Annotated in this window: 22 protein-coding genes; 13 read left to right on the top strand and 9 right to left on the bottom strand. The window is 59.5% G+C overall.

Annotated elements, in window-relative coordinates; all coding sequences use genetic code 11:
* Window positions 1–11 precede the first annotated feature (11 nt).
* Window positions 12–359: a hypothetical protein gene (locus HX868_RS28395; protein ID WP_177005121.1), complete on the bottom strand. Its 348-nt coding sequence runs from the start codon at window positions 357–359 to the stop codon at window positions 12–14.
* A gap of 90 nt (window positions 360–449) precedes the next feature.
* On the opposite strand from HX868_RS28395, the gene HX868_RS28400 reads away from it, so the two are divergent.
* From HX868_RS28400 to HX868_RS28415, 4 genes are all read left to right on the top strand, one after another.
* Window positions 450–794 carry a hypothetical protein gene (locus tag HX868_RS28400; RefSeq protein ID WP_177005122.1) on the top strand — a complete coding sequence of 115 codons (345 nt, stop codon included), beginning with the start codon at window positions 450–452 and terminating at the stop codon, window positions 792–794.
* Between the two features lie 54 nt (window positions 795–848).
* Window positions 849–1,757: a glutaminase B gene (gene glsB, locus HX868_RS28405; RefSeq protein ID WP_177005123.1), complete on the top strand. Its 909-nt coding sequence runs from the start codon at window positions 849–851 to the stop codon at window positions 1,755–1,757.
* 152 nt (window positions 1,758–1,909) lie between these two features.
* Window positions 1,910–2,296: a hypothetical protein gene (locus tag HX868_RS28410; RefSeq protein WP_177005124.1), complete on the top strand. Its 387-nt coding sequence runs from the start codon at window positions 1,910–1,912 to the stop codon at window positions 2,294–2,296.
* 2 nt (window positions 2,297–2,298) lie between these two features.
* Window positions 2,299–3,987, top strand: a complete 1,689-nt coding sequence (locus HX868_RS28415; protein WP_177005125.1) for a hypothetical protein — start codon at window positions 2,299–2,301, stop codon at window positions 3,985–3,987.
* A 76-nt stretch (window positions 3,988–4,063) separates the two neighbouring features.
* On the opposite strand, the gene HX868_RS28420 is transcribed toward HX868_RS28415, so the two are convergent.
* From HX868_RS28420 to HX868_RS28435, 4 genes are read right to left on the bottom strand one after another with little or no spacing between them, the layout of a single operon-like run.
* Window positions 4,064–5,332, bottom strand: coding sequence for an NAD(P)/FAD-dependent oxidoreductase (locus HX868_RS28420; RefSeq protein WP_177005126.1), 1,269 nt, complete (start codon window positions 5,330–5,332; stop codon window positions 4,064–4,066).
* On the bottom strand, window positions 5,329–6,081 hold the full coding sequence (locus tag HX868_RS28425; RefSeq protein WP_095016571.1) for an amino acid ABC transporter ATP-binding protein: 753 nt from the start codon (window positions 6,079–6,081) through the stop codon (window positions 5,329–5,331). Before HX868_RS28425 ends, HX868_RS28420 begins: the two co-directional genes overlap by 4 nt.
* Window positions 6,078–6,746, bottom strand: coding sequence for an amino acid ABC transporter permease (locus HX868_RS28430; protein ID WP_034106261.1), 669 nt, complete (start codon window positions 6,744–6,746; stop codon window positions 6,078–6,080). The genes HX868_RS28425 and HX868_RS28430 overlap by 4 nt, the downstream gene beginning before the upstream one ends.
* A complete protein-coding gene (locus tag HX868_RS28435) occupies window positions 6,743–7,525 on the bottom strand; it encodes an ABC transporter substrate-binding protein (RefSeq protein WP_177005127.1) in 783 nt (260 codons plus the stop codon). Before HX868_RS28435 ends, HX868_RS28430 begins: the two co-directional genes overlap by 4 nt.
* Before the next feature lie 215 nt (window positions 7,526–7,740).
* On the opposite strand from HX868_RS28435, the gene HX868_RS28440 reads away from it, so the two are divergent.
* Window positions 7,741–8,520 carry an IclR family transcriptional regulator gene (locus HX868_RS28440; RefSeq protein WP_177005128.1) on the top strand — a complete coding sequence of 260 codons (780 nt, stop codon included), beginning with the start codon at window positions 7,741–7,743 and terminating at the stop codon, window positions 8,518–8,520.
* Between the two features lie 152 nt (window positions 8,521–8,672).
* On the opposite strand, the gene HX868_RS28445 is transcribed toward HX868_RS28440, so the two are convergent.
* From HX868_RS28445 to HX868_RS28455, 3 genes are all read right to left on the bottom strand, one after another.
* Window positions 8,673–8,912, bottom strand: a complete 240-nt coding sequence (locus tag HX868_RS28445) for a DUF6124 family protein (protein WP_177005129.1) — start codon at window positions 8,910–8,912, stop codon at window positions 8,673–8,675.
* Between the two features lie 510 nt (window positions 8,913–9,422).
* Complete coding sequence (locus tag HX868_RS28450) at window positions 9,423–10,667, bottom strand: saccharopine dehydrogenase family protein (protein WP_177005130.1); 1,245 nt, start codon at window positions 10,665–10,667, stop codon at window positions 9,423–9,425.
* A gap of 28 nt (window positions 10,668–10,695) precedes the next feature.
* Window positions 10,696–11,793 carry a carboxynorspermidine decarboxylase gene (locus tag HX868_RS28455; RefSeq protein WP_095016568.1) on the bottom strand — a complete coding sequence of 366 codons (1,098 nt, stop codon included), beginning with the start codon at window positions 11,791–11,793 and terminating at the stop codon, window positions 10,696–10,698.
* Window positions 11,794–12,058: 265 nt separating this feature from the next.
* On the opposite strand from HX868_RS28455, the gene HX868_RS28460 reads away from it, so the two are divergent.
* The 8 genes from HX868_RS28460 to HX868_RS28495 all read left to right on the top strand — a co-directional run bounded on the left by HX868_RS28460 (window position 12,059) and on the right by HX868_RS28495 (window position 19,631).
* Window positions 12,059–13,078 carry a LacI family DNA-binding transcriptional regulator gene (locus HX868_RS28460; RefSeq protein ID WP_177005131.1) on the top strand — a complete coding sequence of 340 codons (1,020 nt, stop codon included), beginning with the start codon at window positions 12,059–12,061 and terminating at the stop codon, window positions 13,076–13,078.
* The gene (locus tag HX868_RS28465) at window positions 13,062–14,066 is read left to right on the top strand and encodes an ABC transporter substrate-binding protein (protein ID WP_177005132.1); all 1,005 of its coding nucleotides are present in this window, start codon (window positions 13,062–13,064) and stop codon (window positions 14,064–14,066) included. Before HX868_RS28460 ends, HX868_RS28465 begins: the two co-directional genes overlap by 17 nt.
* Window positions 14,067–14,885 carry an ABC transporter permease subunit gene (locus HX868_RS28470; protein ID WP_177005133.1) on the top strand — a complete coding sequence of 273 codons (819 nt, stop codon included), beginning with the start codon at window positions 14,067–14,069 and terminating at the stop codon, window positions 14,883–14,885.
* Window positions 14,882–15,676 (top strand): ABC transporter permease subunit, encoded by a 795-nt coding sequence (locus tag HX868_RS28475; RefSeq protein WP_177005134.1) that lies wholly within the window; start codon window positions 14,882–14,884, stop codon window positions 15,674–15,676. The genes HX868_RS28470 and HX868_RS28475 overlap by 4 nt, the downstream gene beginning before the upstream one ends.
* The gene (locus tag HX868_RS28480) at window positions 15,673–16,704 is read left to right on the top strand and encodes an ABC transporter ATP-binding protein (protein ID WP_177005135.1); all 1,032 of its coding nucleotides are present in this window, start codon (window positions 15,673–15,675) and stop codon (window positions 16,702–16,704) included. The genes HX868_RS28475 and HX868_RS28480 overlap by 4 nt, the downstream gene beginning before the upstream one ends.
* Window positions 16,705–16,713: 9 nt before the next feature.
* Window positions 16,714–17,547, top strand: coding sequence for a phosphodiesterase (locus HX868_RS28485; protein WP_177005198.1), 834 nt, complete (start codon window positions 16,714–16,716; stop codon window positions 17,545–17,547).
* Window positions 17,548–17,554: 7 nt separating this feature from the next.
* Entirely contained in the window at window positions 17,555–18,874 is a 1,320-nt protein-coding gene (locus HX868_RS28490) for an OprD family porin (protein WP_177005136.1), read from the top strand.
* 148 nt (window positions 18,875–19,022) lie between these two features.
* Entirely contained in the window at window positions 19,023–19,631 is a 609-nt protein-coding gene (locus HX868_RS28495; RefSeq protein ID WP_177005137.1) for a LysE family translocator, read from the top strand.
* Window positions 19,632–19,670: 39 nt separating this feature from the next.
* Here the strand turns inward: HX868_RS28495 and HX868_RS28500 are convergent, their stop codons facing one another.
* A complete protein-coding gene (locus HX868_RS28500) occupies window positions 19,671–20,825 on the bottom strand; it encodes an acetyltransferase domain-containing protein (RefSeq protein ID WP_177005138.1) in 1,155 nt (384 codons plus the stop codon).
* Between the last annotated feature and the right edge of the window lie 49 nt (window positions 20,826–20,874).

Here is a 20,874-nt window from a genome sequence, read left to right on the forward strand (position 1 = left end):
GGGGGTATCGGTCAATCGATGCAGATCGCCCGCCCCAGCTTGCCTTTCTCCACTGTCGCCGAGCAGCCGAAGTGGCTGTTATCCACTTGGCAGGTGCCGCTGATCGGTGTGGTGCCTGTTTGCGTGGTCACGCTGGTCTGGCACTCACCCTCGCACTGGCTCGAATCGGTACATGCCTTGCCCGCGTCCTTGTACGGCGTGATGCACTTCCAGCTCTGCAACTTGCCGACTTGCTTCATGGTGCCGCCGCCGGCCAGGCACGTCGACGCAGCGGAGTCTTGGGCGGGTGGCGTGGTGGGCGCGGTCGTGGTGCAAGCCGATACCAACAGCAGGGCGGCCAGGCCGATCATCAATTTCATGCAAAAATCCTCGTGGAGTAAGCGCAACGGTGCAGTGTACGGCCATTTGGACTACTTTGATTGACGAGCGATCCCTATCCGGTACCTGCCATGCGCACGTTATGGAAACGCTATATGGCGTTGTTGGAAAACGATCTGAGCACGCAGATCTTCGACAACGTGAAAAACCTGCTGGTGTGTGCACTGTTGTTTGCAGCGGGGACCAATACGTTGCTTGGGCAGCGTGACTTGTTTATCGGGGTGTTCGCCTCCAGCGTGGCCGGCTGGGGCCTGATCATCCTGTCGACGCTGCTCATGCTCCTGAATATCAGCGACGGTATTCGCCGGCTCGCCAAGCTGCGCTATCACTTGGCGCTGCAGTTATTGTTGATCGTGTTTTACCTGGTGGTTGCCGAGCGGGTGGTAGAGATTGTGTGGGGCTTCCGCGCTCATTGAAGTATCCTCCGCGCCCGCTTATCACCGATTCAAAGACAGATGACAGGACAAGACATGCAGGCGATGCTCTCGTCGATACTCGACGAAGTGCGCCCCCTGATCGGCCTCGGCAAAGTCGCCGACTACATCCCCGCACTGGCCGACGTGCCCGCCAACCAACTGGGCATCGCCGTGTACGGCAACGACGGTTCCGCCTGCTGCGCCGGTGACGCCGACACGCTGTTCTCGGTACAGAGCATTTCCAAGGTGTTCAGCCTGGTGCAGGCCATCGACCACGGCGGCGAAACCATCTGGGAACGCCTGGGCCACGAGCCTTCCGGGCAGCCGTTCAACTCCATGGTGCAGCTTGAATTTGAACGCGGCCGCCCGCGTAACCCGTTCATCAATGCGGGCGCGCTGGTGATCTGCGACATCAACCAATCGCGCTTTGCCGTGCCGATTTTGTCGATGCGCGATTTCGTCCGGCGCCTGTCGGGTAACCCGCAGATCCTGGTCAACAGCATCGTCGCCGAATCCGAGGCGCAACACGGTGCGCGCAACGCGGCCATGGCCTACCTGATGAAATCGTTCGGAAACTTCCACAACGATGTGGATGCGGTGTTGCATAGTTACTTCAACTACTGCGCGTTGCAGATGAGCTGCCTGGATCTGGCGCGGGCGTTCAGCTTCCTGGCCAACGAAGGCGTGAGCGCCCATAGCGGCGAGCAGATCCTCACCGCGCGCCAGACCAAACAAGTCAACTCGATCATGGCGACTAGCGGGCTGTATGACGAGGCGGGCAATTTTGCCTATCGCGTCGGCTTGCCCGGCAAGAGCGGGGTAGGCGGCGGGATCGTCGCGGTGGTGCCGGGGCAGTTCACGGTGTGCGTGTGGTCGCCGGAGTTGAATGCGGCGGGGAATTCGTTGGCGGGGATGAAGGCGTTGGAGTTGTTGAGTGAGCGGATTGGGTGGTCGGTGTTTTAGAGTCTCTTTCGAGGAGAGCGGTGTCTGGATTGCATGTGGCGTGTTTCGAGCAGGTTGTGGCACTATGCCATCTTTGATGGTTGTGTACGGTCAAGCTCAGCTAGCAACTTTGCAAAAAAATAAAGTCAGATAAAAATATTTAAGGATATGGAATGGACACTATTTCTCAAGCGTTAATTCAATTTGTTTCTTTTGCTGGGACCGAGTCAGCAAAGCTTTTAGTTAAAGACTCTTATGAGGCATTAAAGGCAAGACTGTATGAGAAATATTTTGATAAGGCTGGCCTGAAGCTCGCAATCGGTGCGTTAGAGGTTAAACCTGGCTCTCCAGGTGCGCAGGCATTCGTCTCCGAGCAAGTAGTTGAGTCGGGAGCGACCACTGATGAAGAGCTTATAAAACTCGCACGTGAAGTTATTGCGGGCTTGAAGATGTCGAACGATTTTAGCAGCAATAGCCAAGTTGCGACGGGTAATAATATTGCTCAAGCCGACCGCGGTGCGACGGCTTCAGTCAATATAAATCAACTGCCAGCGAAATAAGTATGAGCGAGTCAGGCCAGAAAGCAGAGGGGTTCGCGATTGCGCAGGCGGGTGAGGGCGGAGTAGCCAACGTTACTTTAAATTTTAATTTCGGTCCAAGTTTAGATAAGGCCTCTGGGTGGAGCGGTGATAAGCTAGAGGAAGCATGTCGTAGTTTGAAAGTGACTGAGGCTACGATAAATATGATCATTGATGTTATGGAAAAACACGGGGTGTCCTCTGCGGAGTATCCTTCAGAGATGCGGCGGCTTTCTAAAAAGTTTAACGAGATCGCTTCAAGTGTCGGCACGCTCAAGGTTGATGGCAGTGCGGTTGACAATCTGTATCAAAAAGCAAATAACTTGATATTGTCTGCGCGAACTGATAGTGATTTGGATGAGCCGCAAGATTTGCTTTATCAAGCGCTGCAGTTATCAGCCCAGATGGTTTCTGAGAAGGCTGTTCAGATAAATAATTTGGTTGCAGACCGTGATAAAGCACTGAGTGATCTCTCAAAGGTAAGTGTCAGAGTTGCAGAGCTTGCTGAATTAAGATTTCAGTATGGTGATGCTGCCAGAAGTTATCTTCAGATTGCGGAATCTTATCGCGATATTGGCGATGTATCCGAGTGGGAGCGTTTTCTTCTCAAGTCGGCAGATGTCCTGAAAACAGGCGCCGAGCGTAATTCTGATAGAGGCATGCTTGAGAAAAGCATCCTGCAATATCGAGATTTATACTCTCAGGCCCATAGTGCTCAGAGTGGGCGTTTAGGTGATATCCTTTTGGAGTATGGGTCCGCGTTGGCTCTTATGGGCGAGAGGTCTAGCGATACTGTACATCTCATAAAAGCGTTAGATATATACAAAGAGGCCGAAGTATTTTTTTCTGATGATTCAGAAGTGTGCTCTATGGTGCTTCAGAATATTGCAGTGGTTGGATTTCATCTTGCTGATCGTTCGTCTGTGGATGAGGCAAATAAGATTGTTTTAGATAGTTTTGCTAGCGCCCTGCGTGCCATAGAGTCATGTGATCAAACACGTCATCCGTTTAAGTGGGCGCTTGCCGTTTATAGTTATGCAACTAATCGGCTTGCTCGCATTCGTCCGGATGAGCCCGATGCGCTCTCTACCTATACTGAATTGTTTAACAGTTTGGTGGAGGTTGCTGATATTTTTGAGCAGTATGATAGTTTTCACTGGGCGGCAGCTAAAAATTCAATCTCTAATGCTTGCGTTTCACTGGCGAAAGCTTTAGTGGTGCGACAGATCTTCGTCGGATTTGTCGACTACCTCAAGTTGGCTTTGAAATGCCTTGAAGAAGCACAAACTGTCTGGACCCTCGAGAAAGCTCCCTCGGATTGGGTTATTGCTGAGATGAATAAAGGACTTGTGTGTTCGTTGTCCATGCTTGCCGAAGGGAACGAGTCTGCAGCCGATGAAGGGGTTGTTTTTTTTAAGTCTGCAATCGCTCAAGCTGAGAAGATTAATTCGCCAATTCAAGCTGCGGAGAGCTATCACAATCTCGGGATTTTGTTGTATCAGCAGGGTTTTATGAAACGCTCCGTTGTACATTTATCCTCCGCGATAGAAGCTTTTTCAAAGTCGACGGGTGTCAGAACGGCGGATAATTACCCTGTACAAAATGAAGTCTCTAAAAGGTTGATAAAGCAATGCACTTTGAAGTTGGCTGAGTTATATCGGTCCGAGGATTGAATTGTAATAATCCGCTAAATTTTTGTGGGAGGGGCTCGCCCCTCCCACTGGATTTTGTGGTGTTTGGAAAATGCAGTCAGCTCACGTTGAGCCGGTCAAGCAGGCTGTACCACGCCACCCCCGCCCCAATATAAAACCGCTGCAACCCATGCATCGGCAACCGCTGCAACGCCGTCACTGGGTAGGCAAACTCTGCGTTGCCGTCACACAACCGTCCCGCCAATTGCTGACCCAGGCTGGTACACAACGCAATCCCCCGGCCATTGCACCCCAGCGCCAACGTGAGCCCCGGCGCCGGTTGGTGTACATGGGGCATGAAGTCCCGCGTGATCGCGATTCGCCCGGCCCAGCGATACTCGAATTCCAGTGGCCCCAATTGCGGAAACAGCAACGCCAGCGAACGCTCCAGATGAGCAAAATCCGTGGGCGAGGAGGGGTCGTTAAACAACCCGCGTCCGCCCATCAACAAGCGGCCATGGCTGTCTCTGCGAAAGTACAGCAGCAGCCTTTGTGCGGTGGAAACGGTTTCCTGGCCCGGCAAAATGCTCTCGGCCGCACGCCCGGTCAAAGGCTTGGTCGCGACGATAAAACTGTTCGCCGCAAGGATGCTTTGCGCCATGCCGGGCCACAGGTTGCCGCTGTAGCCATTGGTCGCGAGTACTACTTGGTCGGCGGTCACCTGCGCCCCGGAAGCGGTCTGCAATTGCCAGCCGGACCCCTGACGCTGCAACCCCGTCACCGCACTCTGTCCATGAATCCTTACACCCGCCGCCAACGCCGCACCGACCAACCCACGGGCATACGCCAACGGGTGAATCGCCCCGGCCCGGCCGTCCAGCCAGCCGCCGGCAAAGGCGTCACTGCCCATCCGCGAAGCCACCGCTGCTGCATCCAACCGCTGCACCGGTACACCCCGCCGGGCCCACTGATCTGCCCGCGCGTACAACCCGGCGACGCCTTTTTCGCTGTACGACACCTGCATCCAACCCTTGCGTACCGGAGCACAATCGATGCCGTGTTTTTCGATCAGCTTGAACACCAGGTCCGCCGAGTTCGATACGGTTGAGATCAACGGTTCGGCGCGCTCCGCCCCATACATCTGCACCAGTTGTTCCGGGTCATATTTGAGGGTGGGGTTGACCTGCCCACCGTTGCGCCCGGACGCACCCCAACCCGGTTCGTTAGCTTCCAGCACACACACGCTCACGCCACGCTCGGCCAAATGCAGCGCCGTCGATAAGCCGGTGTACCCGGCGCCGACAATCGCCACATCCACCTTCACCGATTCACTCAACGCAGGCGTCGGCACCACCGACGGCGCGGTCGCTGACCACAATGACTTCATGACAGGCTCCGCGTATCGCCAGTGGGGTGCAGCACCCGCCGTAGGAAGTCCTGGGTCCTCGGATGCTGTGGATTGCCCAGCACCTGCTCCGCTGCGCCGCTTTCGACGATGTAGCCGCCGTGCAGGAAGCACACTCGGTCGGCCACTTCCCGCGCAAACCCCATTTCGTGGGTGACCACGATCATGGTCATGCCTTCGTCGGCGAGGGTGCGCATCACCGCCAGCACATCGCCCACCAGTTCTGGGTCGAGGGCGGAGGTGGGTTCGTCGAACAGCATCGCCTCGGGTTTCATCGCGAGGGCGCGGGCGATGGCCACGCGTTGCTGCTGGCCACCGGAGAGTTGTTCCGGGTAAGCGTCGGCCTTGGCACTCAAGCCGACCTTTTCCAGCAACACCAGGGCTTCCTCGCGGGCCTGTTGCGCAGGTTCGCCTTTGACATACACCGGGCCTTCCATGACGTTTTCCAGCACGGTGCGATGGGGGAACAGGTTGAAGCGCTGGAACACCATACCCATGCGGCTGCGCAGGGTGTGCACGGTCTTGCTGCCGCGTTGCACGGTTTGGCCAAATACGGTGATGGCTCCGCCGTCATAAGCTTCCAGCGCATTGATGCAGCGCAGCAGCGTGGACTTGCCCGAGCCCGAGGGGCCGATCAGGCATACGACTTCGCCCTTGGCCACGTCCAGGTCGACGCCGTGCAGCACGCGGTGGCTGCCGTAATGTTTTTGCAGTTGGCGAATCTCGATCATGCTTTTTTCCTCCGGCCCAGATGCTGTTCCATGCGGCGCAGGCCATACACCAGCGGCAGGCTCATCAGCAGGTAGAGCAGGGCGACCAGGGTGTAGACGGTCATGTTCTGGAACGTGGACGAGGCAATGAGTTGGCCCTGGCGGGTCATCTCGGCCACGGTAATAGTCGATACCAGGGACGAGTCCTTGAGCATCATCACCAGGGTGTTGCCGTAGGGCGGCAGGGCGATGCGGAATGCCTGCGGCAGGATCACGCGGCGCATCATCAGTGCCGAGCGCATGCCCAAGGCTTCGGCGGCCTCGCGCTGGCCCTGTTCCACGGCAATGATGCCGGTGCGAAAGTTCTCGGCCTGATACGCCGAGTAGGCGATGCCCATGCCGATCACGCCCGCGTAGAACGCGGTGAGGTGCACGCCCATGTCCGGCAGCACAAAGTAGATGTAGAACAGCTGCACAATGATCGGCAGGCCACGGATCACGTTGATGATGGTGCTGGCCGTCCACGACAGCGCGCGGATCGGCGACAGCTTGAGCAGCGCCAGCACCAGGCCGATCGCGCTGCTGAGCAGGAACGACAGCACGGTGATCTGGATCGTCACCCAGGCGCCTTGCAGCAGGATCGGCAAAAAGTCCTGGGCGTTTTGCAGGAACTCGGCAGGGTTCATGGACGCACCTGGGTATCAAGTCCCCACTTCTTGAGGATGCTGTCCAGGGTGCCGTCGGCCTTGATGCTGGCGATGGCGGTGTTCAGGCGCTCCAGGGTCTGTGAATCGCCCTTGCGTACCACCAGGCACACTTCGCCGACGTTGGTGGGCTTGTAGTCCGGGGCGAGTTTCACGCCTTTGAACAGCTTCTGGCGAATCTGGTAGGCCACCACCGGCTGGTCGCCCACGGCGGCTTTGATGCGGCCCAGGGACAGGTCGCGGACCATCTCGCCAATGGAGTCGTAGGTGCGGATCTCCTTGAAGATGCCGAGCTTGTTCAACTGGTCATAGAAGATGGTGCCGGCCTGTACGCCGACCACCTGATCCTTGAGTGGCATGAGGTCAGGGTAGGCGGCGTTGTCGTCGGCATTAATAATCAGGCCTTCACCGTAGGCATGCACCGGGGCGCTGAAGTCGACGACCTTGGTGCGCTCTTCGGTCTTGAGCATGCCGGCGGAAATGAAGTCGAGCTTGCCGGAAGTGAGCGACGGAATCAGCGCGGCAAAGTTGGTCTGCTCGATCTGGCTGGTGAACCCGCCGGCCTTGCCCACGGCTTCGGCCACATCAACCATCACACCCTGGATACTGTTGCTCTTGATGTCGAGAAAGGTAAACGGCGAGCCACTGGCGGTTGCACCGACTTTGTACGAGGACGCACTGTCTGCGTGCGCGGCGCTGACACAAACGGCGGCGCACAGACCGAAGGCAAGGCGGCGAAACAAGGGCGAAAGACTGTTCATCGGGTTACTCCAGAAGGAAAACGGAAAGTCAGTACCGCGAGCGGCTGCCGATGAAATCGCAAGCTCTGTGCCATTTCGATTGTTAAAAATCGTATATCGGTATGGAAAATCGACAAAATGAACAATTCGTATCGGTATGCGATATTAAGTAGTCTATTTGTGTGGTTTGAGGTAGAAATATCGCTACGCCTAATCGACCTGACCACGAGTCCGCCATGTCCGAAGAACGCAACAGCCTGCACAACCAATCCCTGGAAAAAGGCCTGTCGGTGCTCAAGGCATTCAGCGCTCAGCGCCGCAGCATGAGCCTTGCAGAGGTGGCCGAGGCTGCCGGCATGACCAAAAGCTCGGCTCAACGCATGGTGTTTACCCTCGAAAGCCTGGGTTACCTTCGGAAACACTCCCGCACACGGCATTACCAACTCACACCTCGGGTGCTGGAGTTGGGCTTCAGCTACCTGGATGCGCATTCGTTGATCGAAGTGGCCAATCCGTTCCTGTCGGAGCTGACCCGACTGACCGGCGAGACGTCATGCCTCACCGAGCCTGCGGGCTACGACATGACCTATATCGCGCGGTTTGTCAGCTCAGGGTTTGTGCCGGTGCACATGCCGATCGGTTCGCGGGTGCCGATGTATTGCACGGCGTCGGGAAGGGCGTATTTGAGCGCGTTGCCGCAGGAGGAGGCGTTGGTGTTGATTGAGAACAGCCAGCGCATTGCCCACACCAGCCAGACGCTGACTGACGTCGAGCAGATTCTGGAGTCGTTGCAACAGGTGCGCGAGCAGGGCTACGCGGTGAATGGCCAGGAGCTGTTCCTGGGTGACATGACCATCGGCGCGCCGGTGTTGGGGGCTAATGGCCGGCCCGTGGCGGCGGTGCATGTGGTGGCGCCGACCAGTCGGTGGAGCAGGGCGGATGCGGAGCGACAGTTGGCGCCGGCGTTGTTGCAATGTTCGCGAGCGCTGAGCAATTCGGCGCGGAACCTCGAATAACTCCACTCTCACACCCGCTGCACATCACCTGTAGGAGCCGGCTTGCCGGCGATGGCGGTCTATCAGCTAATACATTCGGCACTGACAGATCGCTATCGCAGGCAAGCCCGCTCCCACAGTTGAGCTTCATTGGTTTCGAGAGTGTTGTTCGATCAGGCTGCCGGATGAGCCTGGTCCAGCGCTTTGTCTACCAACAATTGCACACCTTCAAGCATGCGGCAGATACCCAGCGCTACATTGCGTTGAGCACCCTCGACTTCAAAGGCGAGATGGGCGGCGATGTCGTTGAGGCAGGCCAGGTCTTGCGAGGCATTGGCCAGCAGGGTCTCGCTGCCCAGTTCGGGGCGGAGGGTGAAGGGAGTTGCTGGGGGATTTGGACTGTCTTTGATCATGGTGGCATTCCTAAGATTAGTGGAGCTGCCAGCGTTCGCGGTCAAACGAAGAGGGTGGCAGCTGTACGCGGGTTGACCGACCGGCAATCAAAGGAAATCCGGCATACCCGAAGGTATCCCGCGTACAGCCGCCGTGACACGATACCTCAGGCATAAAAAAAACGCCTGAAATAGGTTTTGGCGCAACAGTACTTTAATTAATCGGACGGTCAAATCCGGTCGCTGAATGGGCAGCGACGGCGAGGAGGTTAGCCAGCGAAGTTCCTAGAGACAACCTGAAAGCCTTGTGGGAAATCTCTGAACACAGCAATGAGCCATGTGGAAGGGGGCTTGCTCTGATGCCAGTCAGTTAAGGAAACGACAGGCAGCCACATTCTTGTGGTGAGCGGGCAAGCCCGCTCACCACAGAGGTTGTATTGCGCTTAACTGCTTGGCATTAGAGCAAAACCCCGTCCAACAAAAAATGCGCCCCTGGAGGCGCATTTTTTTGTTCGGTCAGCTATCGCCCGATCAGGCAGTCGCATCCCACGCACGGTCACCGTTCTCGTCTTTAATGCGAGTCGGCAAGCCCATCACGTCCAGCGCTTTCAGGAACGGCTCAGCCGGCAGTTCCTCGACGTTGGCCATGTGCTTCACATCCCACTCGCCACGGGCAACCAGCAGCGCAGCGGCCACCGGTGGCACGCCTGCGGTGTAGGAGATGCCTTGGCTGTCAGTCTCGGCAAAGGCTTCTTCATGGCAGGCCACGTTGTAGATGAACATCTCGTGGGGCTGGCCATTTTTGGTGCCCTTGACCAGGTCACCGATGCAGGTCTTGCCGGTGTAGCCGGGGGCGAGCGAAGACGGGTCGGGCAGCACGGCCTTGACCAGTTTCAACGGCACGACTTCCAGGCCTTCGGCGGTGGTGACCGGCTTTTCGGAGAGCAGGCCGAGGTTTTTCAGCACGGTGAACACGTTGATGTAGTGTTCGCCGAAGCTCATCCAGAAACGCACGTTGGGCACGTCGAGGTTTTTCGACAGCGAGTGCACTTCATCATGGCCGGTGAGGTAGAGGTTCTGCGAACCGACAACTGGCAGGTCATCAGTGCGTTTGACTTCGAACATGGTGTTGCTGGTCCACTGGCTGTTCTGCCAGCTCCACACCTGTCCGGTGAACTCGCGGAAGTTGATTTCCGGGTCGAAGTTGGTGGCGAAGTATTTGCCATGGGAGCCGGCATTGACGTCGAGAATGTCGATCGAATCAATGCGGTCGAAATGCTGTTGCTGCGCCAGCGCGGCATACGCGTTGACGACACCCGGGTCGAAGCCCACGCCAAGGATGGCGGTGATGTTCTTCTGTTTGCACTCTTCCAGGTGGTTCCATTCGTAGTTGCCGTACCACGGCGGGGTCTCGCAGACCTTGCCCGGCTCTTCGTGGATGGCGGTGTCGAGGTAGGCTACGCCCGTATCGATGCAGGCGCGCAGCACCGACATGTTGAGGAACGCGGAACCCACGTTGATGACGATCTGCGATTCGGTCTCGCGGATCAGGGCCTTGGTCGCTTCCACGTCCAGGGCGTTCAGCGCGAAGGCTTGGATGTCGGCGGGAACCTTGAGGCTACCCTTGGCCTTGACGCTGTCGATGATGGCCTGGCATTTGGAGATGTTGCGCGACGCGATAGCAATACGACCGAGTTCGTCGTTGTGCTGCGCGCACTTGTGGGCCACCACCTTGGCGACACCTCCTGCACCAATGATAAGAACGTTCTTTTTCAATTGCTTTATCTCTCCTTTATCCGCCAGCTTACGAAAGGCTGGACAGGTAGTCGTCGTAACCAAATTCACGAACCACCTCGACAGTACCGTCGAGTTGTTTCACTACGATGGACGGCATTTTCAGGCCGTTGAACCAGTTTTTCTTGACCATGGTGTAGCCTGCGGTGTCGATGAACGACAGCCGATCGCCGATGGCCAGCGGACGATCAAATTGGTACTCGCCGAAGATGTCCCCGGCCAGGCAGGATTTGCCGCACACCATGAAGGTGTGTTCGCCGTCGCTTGGCGCCAGCTTGGCGTTGAGGCGGTAGATCAGCAGGTCCAGCAGGTGGGCTTCGATGGAGCTGTCCACGACGGCGAGATTCTTGCCGTTGTAGAGGGTGTCGAGCACGGTGACTTCCAGGGAGGCGCTGTTGGTGATCGCCGCTTCGCCGGGTTCCAGGTACACCTGCACGCCGTACTTTTCGGAGAACGCCTTCAGGCGCGCGCAGAACGCGTCCACGGCATAGTCTTCACCGGTGAAGTGGATGCCGCCGCCGAGGCTGACCCACTCGACCTTGTGCAGCAGCGCGCCGAAGCGTTCTTCGATGGTGCCGAGCATTTTGTCGAACAGGCTGAAATCGCCGTTCTCGCAGTTGTTGTGGAACATGAAGCCGGAGATCTGCTCGATCACGCCTTCGATCTTCACCGGGTCCCATTCGCCCAAACGGCTGAACGGACGCGCCGGGTCGGCCAGCAGGTAGTCGGAGCTGCTTACCTGCGGGTTGACGCGCAGGCCGCGGGTCTTGCCCTCGGAACGTTCGGCAAAACGCTGCAATTGGCTGATCGAGTTGAAGATGATCTTGTCGCAGTTATCCAGCATCTCTTCGATTTCATCGTCGGCCCAGGCCACGCTGTAGGCGTGTGCCTCGCCTTCGAACTTCTGGCGGCCGAGCTTGAGCTCATACAACGACGACGAAGTGGTGCCGTCCATGTATTGCTGCATCAGGTCGAACACCGACCAGGTGGCAAAGCACTTGAGCGCCAGCAACGCCTTGGCGCCGGACTGCTCGCGCACGTAAGCAATCTTCTGCATGTTGACCAGAAGCTTCTGTTTATCGATGAGGTAGTACGGCGTTTTGATCATTTTTGAGAGCCTGCGGCGGTGCCTGCCAAAAAAGGACACGCATTGTGCCCGCACTTGGATCGAATCGAAAGGTTCGTGGGCGGATTTTGCTGCCCTGGGTTTTCAATAATGCCTGCGGAGTATGACTATCTATGGGCATACCCCGGCCCATTTTGATTTGTGTGTAGCAAGCCAGGTGCCATCAAACTGTCATCTCCTTACCGCCGAACTGCCACATTCCCCCGCTACTGTCCTCGCCAATGAGATCGATCTCAAGCGAGTGACAATGACTGACCTGAAAGACGTAGCCCGGCTGGCGGGCGTATCCCGCGCCACCGCCGCCCGTACCTTTGCTTCCCCCGACCAGGTGCGCCCGACCACCCGTGAGCAGGTGTTCGCCGCCGCCCGAGAGTTGGGTTTTCGCCCCAATCTGCTGGGTCGCCAGCTGCGTCTGCAAACTACCCAGTTGATAGGCGTGGTGGTGCCCAATCTGCTCAACCCGGTGTTTGCTGAACAGTTTCAGGCCATGGAGCGCGCCGCTCGGGCGCGCGGCTACAGCCTGTTGCTGGCGACCACCGACTACAGCAGCGAGCGCGAATGCATTGTGGTGGAAGAACTGTTGCGCCAGCGCGTCGATGGCCTGGTGCTGACGGTCACCGATGCCGAGAGCAACAGCGTGCTCAGCAGCTTGAACACCGAGCAAACCCCGTTCGTGCTGGCTTATCACCAACCGAGCAATCCCAACTACAGCGCCGTGTCGGTCGATAACCGCGCAGGTATGGCGCTGGCCACGCGTTACCTGCTGGAGACGGGGCATCGGCGCATCAGTATGGTCGCCGGCCCTGCATTGCAATCCGACCGTGCCCGCCTGCGCTACGCCGGTTATTGCGACGCCATGCGCGAATACGGCCTGGAACCCCGCGCAGTGATCGAAATGCCGGCCCACACCCAGGCCGAATTCACCGCCATCGAACCTTTTCTGCAAGGCGCCGAAGCGCCCACCGCATTGGTGTGCTCCAACGATTTCCTGGCGATCAGCCTGATCGCCGAACTGCGCCGCAACGCCTGGAACGTACCCGAACAACTCTCGGTGATGGGCTTCGACGGCATCAGCCTCGGCACCCAGATTCACCCGACCCTGTGCAGCGTGGTGCAGCCCATCGCGCTGCTCGCCAGCACCGTGATTGACCAGTTGCTGGCGCAGATCGCCGGTAACGCCCCGATTTCCCACTGCCTGCCTTGCCACATTCGCCCCGGCGACAGTACCCAACCCCATGAGGAGACCCTAGATGCGCGCACTCAGTAAAACCCTCGCCGCCGTGCTGCTGTGCGGAGCGGCCAGCCTGGCCCAGGCCGCCGACACCGCAATTTGCTACAACTGCCCGCCGGACTGGGCCGACTGGGGTACCCAGCTCAAGGCCATCGCCGCCAGCACCGGCGTGCAAGTACCGCTGGACAACAAGAACTCCGGCCAGTCCCTGGCGCAGTTGGTGGCGGAAAAGGCCGCGCCGGTGGCCGACGTCGTGTACTACGGCGTGACCTTCGGCCTGCAGGCGCAAAAAGCCGAGGTGGTCGACACCTACAAGCCCAAGGCCTGGGAGCAGATTCCCGCTGGCTTGAAAGACCCGGCCGGCCATTGGTTCGCGATCCACTCCGGCACCTTGGGCATCATGGTTAATGTTGATGCGCTGGGTGGTTTGCCGGTGCCGCAAAGCTGGGCCGACCTGCTCAAGCCGGAATACAAAGGCATGGTCGGTTACCTCGACCCGTCCAGTGCCTTCGTCGGCTACGTGTCGGCCGTGGCGATCAACCGCGCACTGGGCGGCGACCTGGACAACTTCGCGCCGGCCATCGACTACTTCCAGAAGTTGGCGAAGAACGCGCCCATCGTGCCCAAGCAAACCGCCTATGCGCGGGTGCTGTCCGGTGAGTTGCCGATCCTGGTGGACTACGACTTCAACGCCTACCGCGCGCGCTACAAAGACAAAGCCAACGTCGCCTTTGTGATCCCGAAAGAAGGCAGCATCAGCGTGCCCTACGTGATGAGCCTGGTGGCCAACGCGCCGCACCGCGCCAACGGGGAAAAGGTCCTCGACTTCGTGCTGTCGGACGAAGGCCAGGCACTCTGGGCCAAGGCCTACCTGCGCCCGGTGCGCCCGATGAAAATGCCGGCTGACGTGGCCGCACAGTTTCTGCCCGACAGCGACTATGCCCGCGCCGGGGTGGTGGACTACGAAAAAATGGCCGCTGTGCAGGAAGCCTTCGCCGCCCGTTACCTGAACGAGGTCAAGTAAGTGGCAGCATCGGCAAAACATGCCGCCTGGGCGATGGCCCCGGCCTTTGCGGTGCTGCTCGCCTTTTGGCTGTTGCCGCTGGCGCACTTGATGATGCTCGGCGCCGAGAGCAGCGACAGCAATGGCAGTGGTTACTGGCAGGTGCTCAGCAGCGCGCAGTACCTGGGCAGCCTTGGGCAAACGCTGGTCCTGGCCGTGGTGGTGACGCTGGTGGCGCTGGTGATCGGTGGCATCAGCGGCGTGTTCCTCGCCCGGCACCAGTTTTTCGGGCGCTCGGCGCTGGTGGCGTTGCTCACGTTTCCTTTGGCGTTTCCCGGTGTGGTGGTGGGCTTCCTGGTGATTCTGCTGGCGGGCCGCCAAGGCCTGCTGGCCTCACTGGGCCTGCAACTGGCCGGCGAGCGCTGGATCTTTGCCTACTCATTGGCGGGGCTGTTTGTGGGTTACCTGTACTTCTCGATTCCACGGGTGATCCTCACCGTGATGGCCGCGTGCGAGAGCCTCGACCGCAGCCTGGAGGAGGCCGCGCATTCCCTGGGGGCCGGACACTGGCGCGTGGTGTGTGACGTGATCGTGCCAGGCCTGGCGCCCGCGTTGGCGTCTTGCGGGGCCATCTGTTTTGCCACGTCCATGGGCGCCTTCGGCACGGCCTTTACCTTGGGCACGCGCCTCAATGTCACCCCGGTGGCGATCTACAACGTGTTCACCAACTACGCCAACTTTGCCGTCGCCGCTGCGCTGTCGGTGGTACTTGGCGCGGTGACCTGGGCGGTGTTGCTGCTGACGCGGCGCCTGGTGAAAAATTCGGGGACTGTGCTGTGAAGCGCTCATCGTTGTTTGTGCTGCAACTGCTGTTCACCTTGTTGGTGTGCGCCTTCATGTTGGTGCCGGTGCTGATGTCGTTGCTGGCCGGTTTGACCCGCAACTTCTTCGTCGGCCTGTCCAGCGGCTTGACCTTCGATTGGTTGGTCCAGGTGTGGCAGGCCTATTCGCCCACTGTGTGGTTGTCGCTGCAATTGGCGCTGGCCTGTGCGGTGTGTGTCTGCGTGATCGGCGTGCCGGCGGCCTACGCCCTGGTGCGGATGAACAACCGCTTCAGCCGCGCTTTCGAAGAATTGATGGTGCTGCCGGTGGCGATGCCGGGGTTGGCCAGTGCGTTGGCGTTGCTGCTCACCTACGGCCAGTTCGGCAGCTTTCGCAGCAGTTGGGTGTTCATCCTGGTCGGGCATGTGCTGTTCACCTTGCCGTTTTTGGTACGCCCGGTGATGGCGGTGATGCAACGCCAGCAACTGCCAGTGCTGGAAGAGGCGGCGGCCAGCTTGGGCGCCGGTCCGATCAAGCGTTTTTTCAGTGTGGTGGTGCCCAACTGCCGTGCAGGAATCCTGGCCGGTGTGCTGATGGTGGTGACCTTGTCCCTGGGTGAATTCAACCTGACCTGGATGCTCCACACCCCCATGACCAAGACGCTGCCCGTGGGCCTGGCTGACAGCTACGCCTCGGCGCGCCTGGAAATTGCCAGCGCCTACACCCTTATCTTTTTGCTGATGATCGTGCCGCTGCTGATTGCGCTGCAGGCCATCAGTGCCCGTTTGTCCCGTGGAGAGCGTCGATGACCGCTATCACTATCCGCCTGCAAGGCTGTCGCAAGGCGTTCGCCGACGGCACCGTGGCCGTGCATGACTTGAACCTGACCGTCGAAGGCGGCGAAACCCTGGCGATTCTCGGTCCGTCCGGCTGTGGCAAGACCACCACCTTGCGCCTGATCGCCGGCCTGGAGCGCCCGGATGTGGGCCAGGTGTTGTTCGGTGACCAAGACGTGACGCGCCTGCCCATCGAGCGCCGCGATGTGGGCATGGTGTTCCAGAACTACGCGCTGTTTCCCAACCTGGATGTGGCGGGGAACATCGTCTACGGCTTGAAGATTCGCGGGATGTCGGTGACTGAGCGCAACAAGCGCTGCGACGAGTTGCTTGAACTGGTGGGGTTGCAGCAGCACGGCAAGCGCAGCATCCATGAACTCTCCGGCGGCCAGCGCCAGCGCGTGGCATTGGCCCGCGCCTTGGCGCCGCGTCCGAAAGTGCTGTTGCTGGACGAACCCCTGGCGGCCCTCGACGCGCAATTGCGCGAACGCCTGCGCAGCGAACTGAATGACCTGCTGCGCGGCCTCGGCATCACCTCGGTGTTTGTCACCCACGACCAGGGCGAAGCCATGGCCCTGGGCGACCGCATCCTGGTCATGGAGCACGGCCGTGTCGCGCAACTGGCCAGCCCGCGTGACATCTACCAGAAACCCGCCAACGCCTTCGTCGCCGGCTTCGTCGGCAACCTCAATGCCTTCACCGTGATCGAGCCTTCGGCCCATGGCTTGAAAGTCTGCGGCGGCGAGTTGCCGTGGCAGGCCACCGAACTGCCCAGCACGGTTTATTGCCGTCCCGAACACCTGAAGGTGATGGAGGGAGAAGGGCACTTACACGGCCGTCTGTTGGCGCAGTTTTTCCAGGGCGCACAAAGCCGCCTGCTGGTGGATGTGGGCGGCCCTCAACCGCTGCTGGTCGACAGCAGCGACAACCAGCTGTACGCCGTCGGCGCGCCGGTCGCCCTGGCGATTGCGCCGCACATGTTGTTCACCCTGAATGCTTGAGAGTCTATGTTGAATCGTCCTTTCCTCGTCGCCCAGATCAGCGACCTGCACCTTAAAGCCGGCCAGCGTCTTACTTACGGCGTTGTCGATACCCTGGGTGCGCTGCGCCGCGCCGTGGATCACCTGAACGCCAGCCACCCACGCCCGGATATTGTGGTGATCAGCGGTGACCTGGTGGACTTCGGCCGCGCCGATGAATATGCCGTGCTGCACCCCGAGCTCGCCCGTTTGCACATGCCGTGCTACCTGGTGCCCGGCAACCACGACACGCGCGGGCCGCTGCTGGAGGCGTTCCGGGATCACGCCTATTTGCCTGTGTCCGCAGAGGCCCCATTGGACTGGGTGGTGGACGAGCATCCGCTGCGCCTGATCGGCCTCGACTCCACCATCCCCGGCGGCCACGGCGGCCAGTTGCTCGACAGCCAATTGCAGTGGCTCGACGCGCAATTGTCCCTGCGTCCGGATGCGCCGACCTTGCTGATCCTGCATCACCCGCCGTTTATCAGCGGCATCGGCCATATGGACCGCGAACCCTTCATCAATGCCGCTGCGCTGGAGCAAGTCGTCGCCCGCCATCCGCAAGTTGAGCGCCTGCTGTGCGGGCACTTGCACCGGCCGATGCAGCGCCGTTTTGGCGGCAGCCTGAGTTGTGTGTGCCCCGGCACCTCGCACCAGATCGTGTTGGATCTACAAGAAGCGGCGCCCGCGCATTTCAACCTGGAGCCGGCGGGCTATCTGTTGCATCGCTGGGAGGCGCAACAGGGTTTGATCAGCCACAACGGCGTATTCGGGGACTACCCGGGGCCGTATCCGTTTTATGACGCTCATGGGTTAATTGACTGAGGTTGTGATGAAAGCCACTTTGAATGTGTTAAGCGTGTTGACCGGCGGCCTGGGCGTTGCCCTGAGTCCTTTGGCGTCGGCTGATTTCTTGAGTGACAGCAAAGCCAACTTGAGTATGCGCAACTTCTACTTCAACAACGACAACCGGGACGGCACCGCCGCACCGTCGAAGACCGAAGAGTGGGGCCAGGCGTTTATCCTCAATTATCAATCGGGCTTTACCGACGGCACCGTGGGTTTTGGTCTCGACGCCATCGGCATGCTCGGCATCACCCTGGACAGCGGAGCTGGCCGCCACGTCGGCAGCTCGATGATTCCCAACGACGACGGCAAGGCTACCGACAACTGGGCCCGTGGCGGCGCCACGGCCAAGGCGCGTTTTGCCAAGAGCGAACTGCGCTACGGCTACCTGCGGCCGAACCTGCCGATCCTGGTGAGCAACGACGGCCGCCTGCTGCCGCAGTCCTTCGAGGGTGGGCAAATCACCAGCAAGGACATCGACAACCTGACCCTGATCGGCGGCCAACTGCAACACACCACCGGCCGTGGCTCCAGCGACCGCAGCGGCCTGGCGGCGGCGGGCGGCACCCAGGAAAGCAACAAATTCAACTACGCCGGTGCTGATTACCAGGTGACCAAGGACCTGATGGTCCAGTATTACTACGCCAACCTCGAAGACTATTACCAACAGCACTTCGCCGGGCTGATCCATGTATTGCCGCTGGGCGACTACGGCTCGTTGAAAACCGACCTGCGCTACTTCAAGACCACTTCCGACGGCAAGAACAGCAGCGCCGCTGGCCGTGCTGAAGGTTACAAACTCGGCGGCTATACCAAGAACGGCACCGGTGAAATCGACAACAACACCTGGAGCGCGGCGTTCATCTACTCCCTGGGCCCGCACGCGATCACCGCCGGCTACCAGCAAGTCTCGGACGACAGCAACTTCGCCCAACTCAACCAGGGCGGCCTGGTGAACAAAGGGGAGGGCGGTTCCAGCCTGTACCTCTACACCGACCGTACCGTGCAAACCTTCATCCAGGCCGGCGAGCGCACTGCGTTTGCGCAATACGCCTATGACTTCGCGTCACTCGGCGTGCCGGGGTTGAAGGCGTCGGTGATGTACCTGAAGGGCGATCACATCCTCACCGCCAGCGGCAACGACGCCAGCGAGTGGGAGCGCGATATCGCGCTGGATTACGTGGTGCAGAGCGGCACGTTCAAGAACGTCGGGTTCGGTTGGCGCAATGGCGTTTCGCGCAGTGAAGTGGCGCGCGACCAGGATCAGAATCGGGTGTTTGTGAATTACTCGATTCCGTTGATGTAAAGCCCTCGCCGGAGCGAGCTTCCTGTGGCGAGGGAGCTTGCTCCCGCTGGGATGCGCAGCATCCCCATCCAGCCCAACCACAAACGTACAAGAATCCCCCCCAACCCCCTCAGTAGACTCGCCGCACTCCCTCTACTGCAGGTCTGCCATGGACATCTTCCTCTACGCCTTCAGCGTCATGTACAGCCCCGGCCCCGTGAATTTCATGGGCCTCAACGCCGGGCTCACCGGTCAGTTCCGGCGCTCCACCAGGTTTTTCATCGGCGTGGGCTGCGCGATGCTGGTGTTGTTCGTGCTGTTCGGCTACACCGGCGAGGCGATCATTTCCCAGGCGGTGTTGCCCTATATCTCGTTGATTGGCGGCGTGTACACCTTGTACCTGGCTTATCAGGTGTTCACCGCGCGCACGGTGGTCGATGAAAAAGTCTCTACCGCACCGACCAAGACCCTCACGTTCTGGAACGGCCTGGTGATCCAGTTGCTCAACCCCAAGGGCATCATGGCGGTGCTGCCGATCACCAGCGTCATGCTGCCGGCGGCGCATATCACTGGGGTGTCGATTGCTGTTGTGTCGGCGTTGCTGGCGTTTGGCGCGTTTGGTGCGCCGTGGATCTATGCGTTGCTTGGCGCGTTGCTGGGGCGGCGGATCAACGGGGCGTCGGCGTTTACCGTGTTCAACCGCTGCATGGGGCTGGCGCTGGCGGTGTGTGCGTATTTCATGTTTCACGCGTTCTATGTGCACCTGGTCGCCGCATGAGTGGGGCTTGTCACCTCGACTCACGCATAGATCGAGCTTCTACAGGTACTTGAGCCAGGCCAGGTCGCGGCGTCGCGTCTTGAGCCCGGCAAACCAACGTACCGGCGGATACAGCACCAGTGGCAGCAGCAACGCCACCAGCCAAATGGCGCCCATGCCGTCGAAGCCGAAGTAGTTGCCGTGATTCAGGCCAAACAGTGCCACACATGCGACGTAGAGGATTTTCAGCACGTACAGGTGCAGCAGGTAGAAGAACATCGGCGCTGCACCGAAGGCGGCGAGCATGCTGATCCAGCGCTTGCTTCCCGCCTTCTCAAACGCCAGCAACAGCAGCAACCCGATCCCCAGTGTCAGCGCCAGAAACAATAACGAAGGCGGGTACTTGGTGATGTTGAAAAAGCTCATCAGGGTCTGCACGCCACTGTCATAGGCTTGCCACGGTTTCTCGCCATACCCGTTGGCTGCTCGCAACAGCACGAACCCTATCAACGCACTCATACCGGCCAGCAACAAATAGCGCTGGCGCAGCGCCGGCGGCATGCCTTTGGCAAACCACGGGCCGAGGCTGTAGCCCAGGGCAATCACACCGATCCACGGCAGCACCGGATACGTGACGCGCAGGCGCAGCGACTCGCCCACATAGATCCAACTGCGCTCATGCAGGATCGTCCATGGAATATGCAGTGCCGAACCCGCGTCGAAGTGCAGCCCGTCCAGCAGGTTGTGCCCGGCAATGATCACCACTGCCAACACGATCAGCAGCGGACGCGGCAACCACACCAGCGCCGCAAGGGCGATCATGCTCACGCCAATCGCCCAGATCACTTGCATATAGATCACGCTGGGCGGCAGCTGGAAGGTCCAGGCGAAGTTGACCAGGGTGAACTCCAGCACCACCAGGAACAGCCCACGCTTGAACAGGAACGCCGACACATCGCGCCGGCCCTGGTATTTCTGGCCGTATAGCCACGCCGACAAGCCCGTAAGCAACACAAACACTGGCGCACACAAGTGGGCGAGGGTGCGGCTGAAAAACAGCGCGGGCTCGGTGCTGTCGATGGTCATCGGGTCGCTGACCTGAAGGTGCAGCAGGAAGGTTTCGCGCACATGGTCTAGCAGCATGAACAGGATCACCAGGCCGCGCAGGGCATCGATGGAGAGCAGGCGTTGGCGCAGGGGAACAGCGTCGGTCATGGGCGAGGGTCACAGGGCAGGGCGGAAATGGGTTGTTATCCTATAACAT

The organism is Pseudomonas reactans (genome assembly GCF_013385825.1).
GTDB lineage: Bacteria > Pseudomonadota > Gammaproteobacteria > Pseudomonadales > Pseudomonadaceae > Aquipseudomonas > Aquipseudomonas reactans.

Coding starts and splice junctions, on each gene's coding strand:
- HX868_RS28465 (WP_177005132.1), top strand. CDS start 13,062: ATGCGCGCACTCAGTAAAACCCTCGCCGCCGTGCTGCTGTGCGGAGCG.
- HX868_RS28480 (WP_177005135.1), top strand. CDS start 15,673: ATGACCGCTATCACTATCCGCCTGCAAGGCTGTCGCAAGGCGTTCGCC.
- HX868_RS28490 (WP_177005136.1), top strand. CDS start 17,555: ATGAAAGCCACTTTGAATGTGTTAAGCGTGTTGACCGGCGGCCTGGGC.
- HX868_RS28495 (WP_177005137.1), top strand. CDS start 19,023: ATGGACATCTTCCTCTACGCCTTCAGCGTCATGTACAGCCCCGGCCCC.
- HX868_RS28410 (WP_177005124.1), top strand. CDS start 1,910: ATGGACACTATTTCTCAAGCGTTAATTCAATTTGTTTCTTTTGCTGGG.
- HX868_RS28400 (WP_177005122.1), top strand. CDS start 450: ATGCGCACGTTATGGAAACGCTATATGGCGTTGTTGGAAAACGATCTG.
- HX868_RS28415 (WP_177005125.1), top strand. CDS start 2,299: ATGAGCGAGTCAGGCCAGAAAGCAGAGGGGTTCGCGATTGCGCAGGCG.
- glsB (WP_177005123.1), top strand. CDS start 849: ATGCAGGCGATGCTCTCGTCGATACTCGACGAAGTGCGCCCCCTGATC.
- HX868_RS28440 (WP_177005128.1), top strand. CDS start 7,741: ATGTCCGAAGAACGCAACAGCCTGCACAACCAATCCCTGGAAAAAGGC.
- HX868_RS28435 (WP_177005127.1), bottom strand. CDS start 7,525: ATGAACAGTCTTTCGCCCTTGTTTCGCCGCCTTGCCTTCGGTCTGTGC.
- HX868_RS28425 (WP_095016571.1), bottom strand. CDS start 6,081: ATGATCGAGATTCGCCAACTGCAAAAACATTACGGCAGCCACCGCGTG.
- HX868_RS28445 (WP_177005129.1), bottom strand. CDS start 8,912: ATGATCAAAGACAGTCCAAATCCCCCAGCAACTCCCTTCACCCTCCGC.
- HX868_RS28500 (WP_177005138.1), bottom strand. CDS start 20,825: ATGACCGACGCTGTTCCCCTGCGCCAACGCCTGCTCTCCATCGATGCC.
- HX868_RS28420 (WP_177005126.1), bottom strand. CDS start 5,332: ATGAAGTCATTGTGGTCAGCGACCGCGCCGTCGGTGGTGCCGACGCCT.
- HX868_RS28395 (WP_177005121.1), bottom strand. CDS start 359: ATGAAATTGATGATCGGCCTGGCCGCCCTGCTGTTGGTATCGGCTTGC.
- HX868_RS28430 (WP_034106261.1), bottom strand. CDS start 6,746: ATGAACCCTGCCGAGTTCCTGCAAAACGCCCAGGACTTTTTGCCGATC.
- HX868_RS28455 (WP_095016568.1), bottom strand. CDS start 11,793: ATGATCAAAACGCCGTACTACCTCATCGATAAACAGAAGCTTCTGGTC.
- HX868_RS28460 (WP_177005131.1), top strand. CDS start 12,059: ATGACTGACCTGAAAGACGTAGCCCGGCTGGCGGGCGTATCCCGCGCC.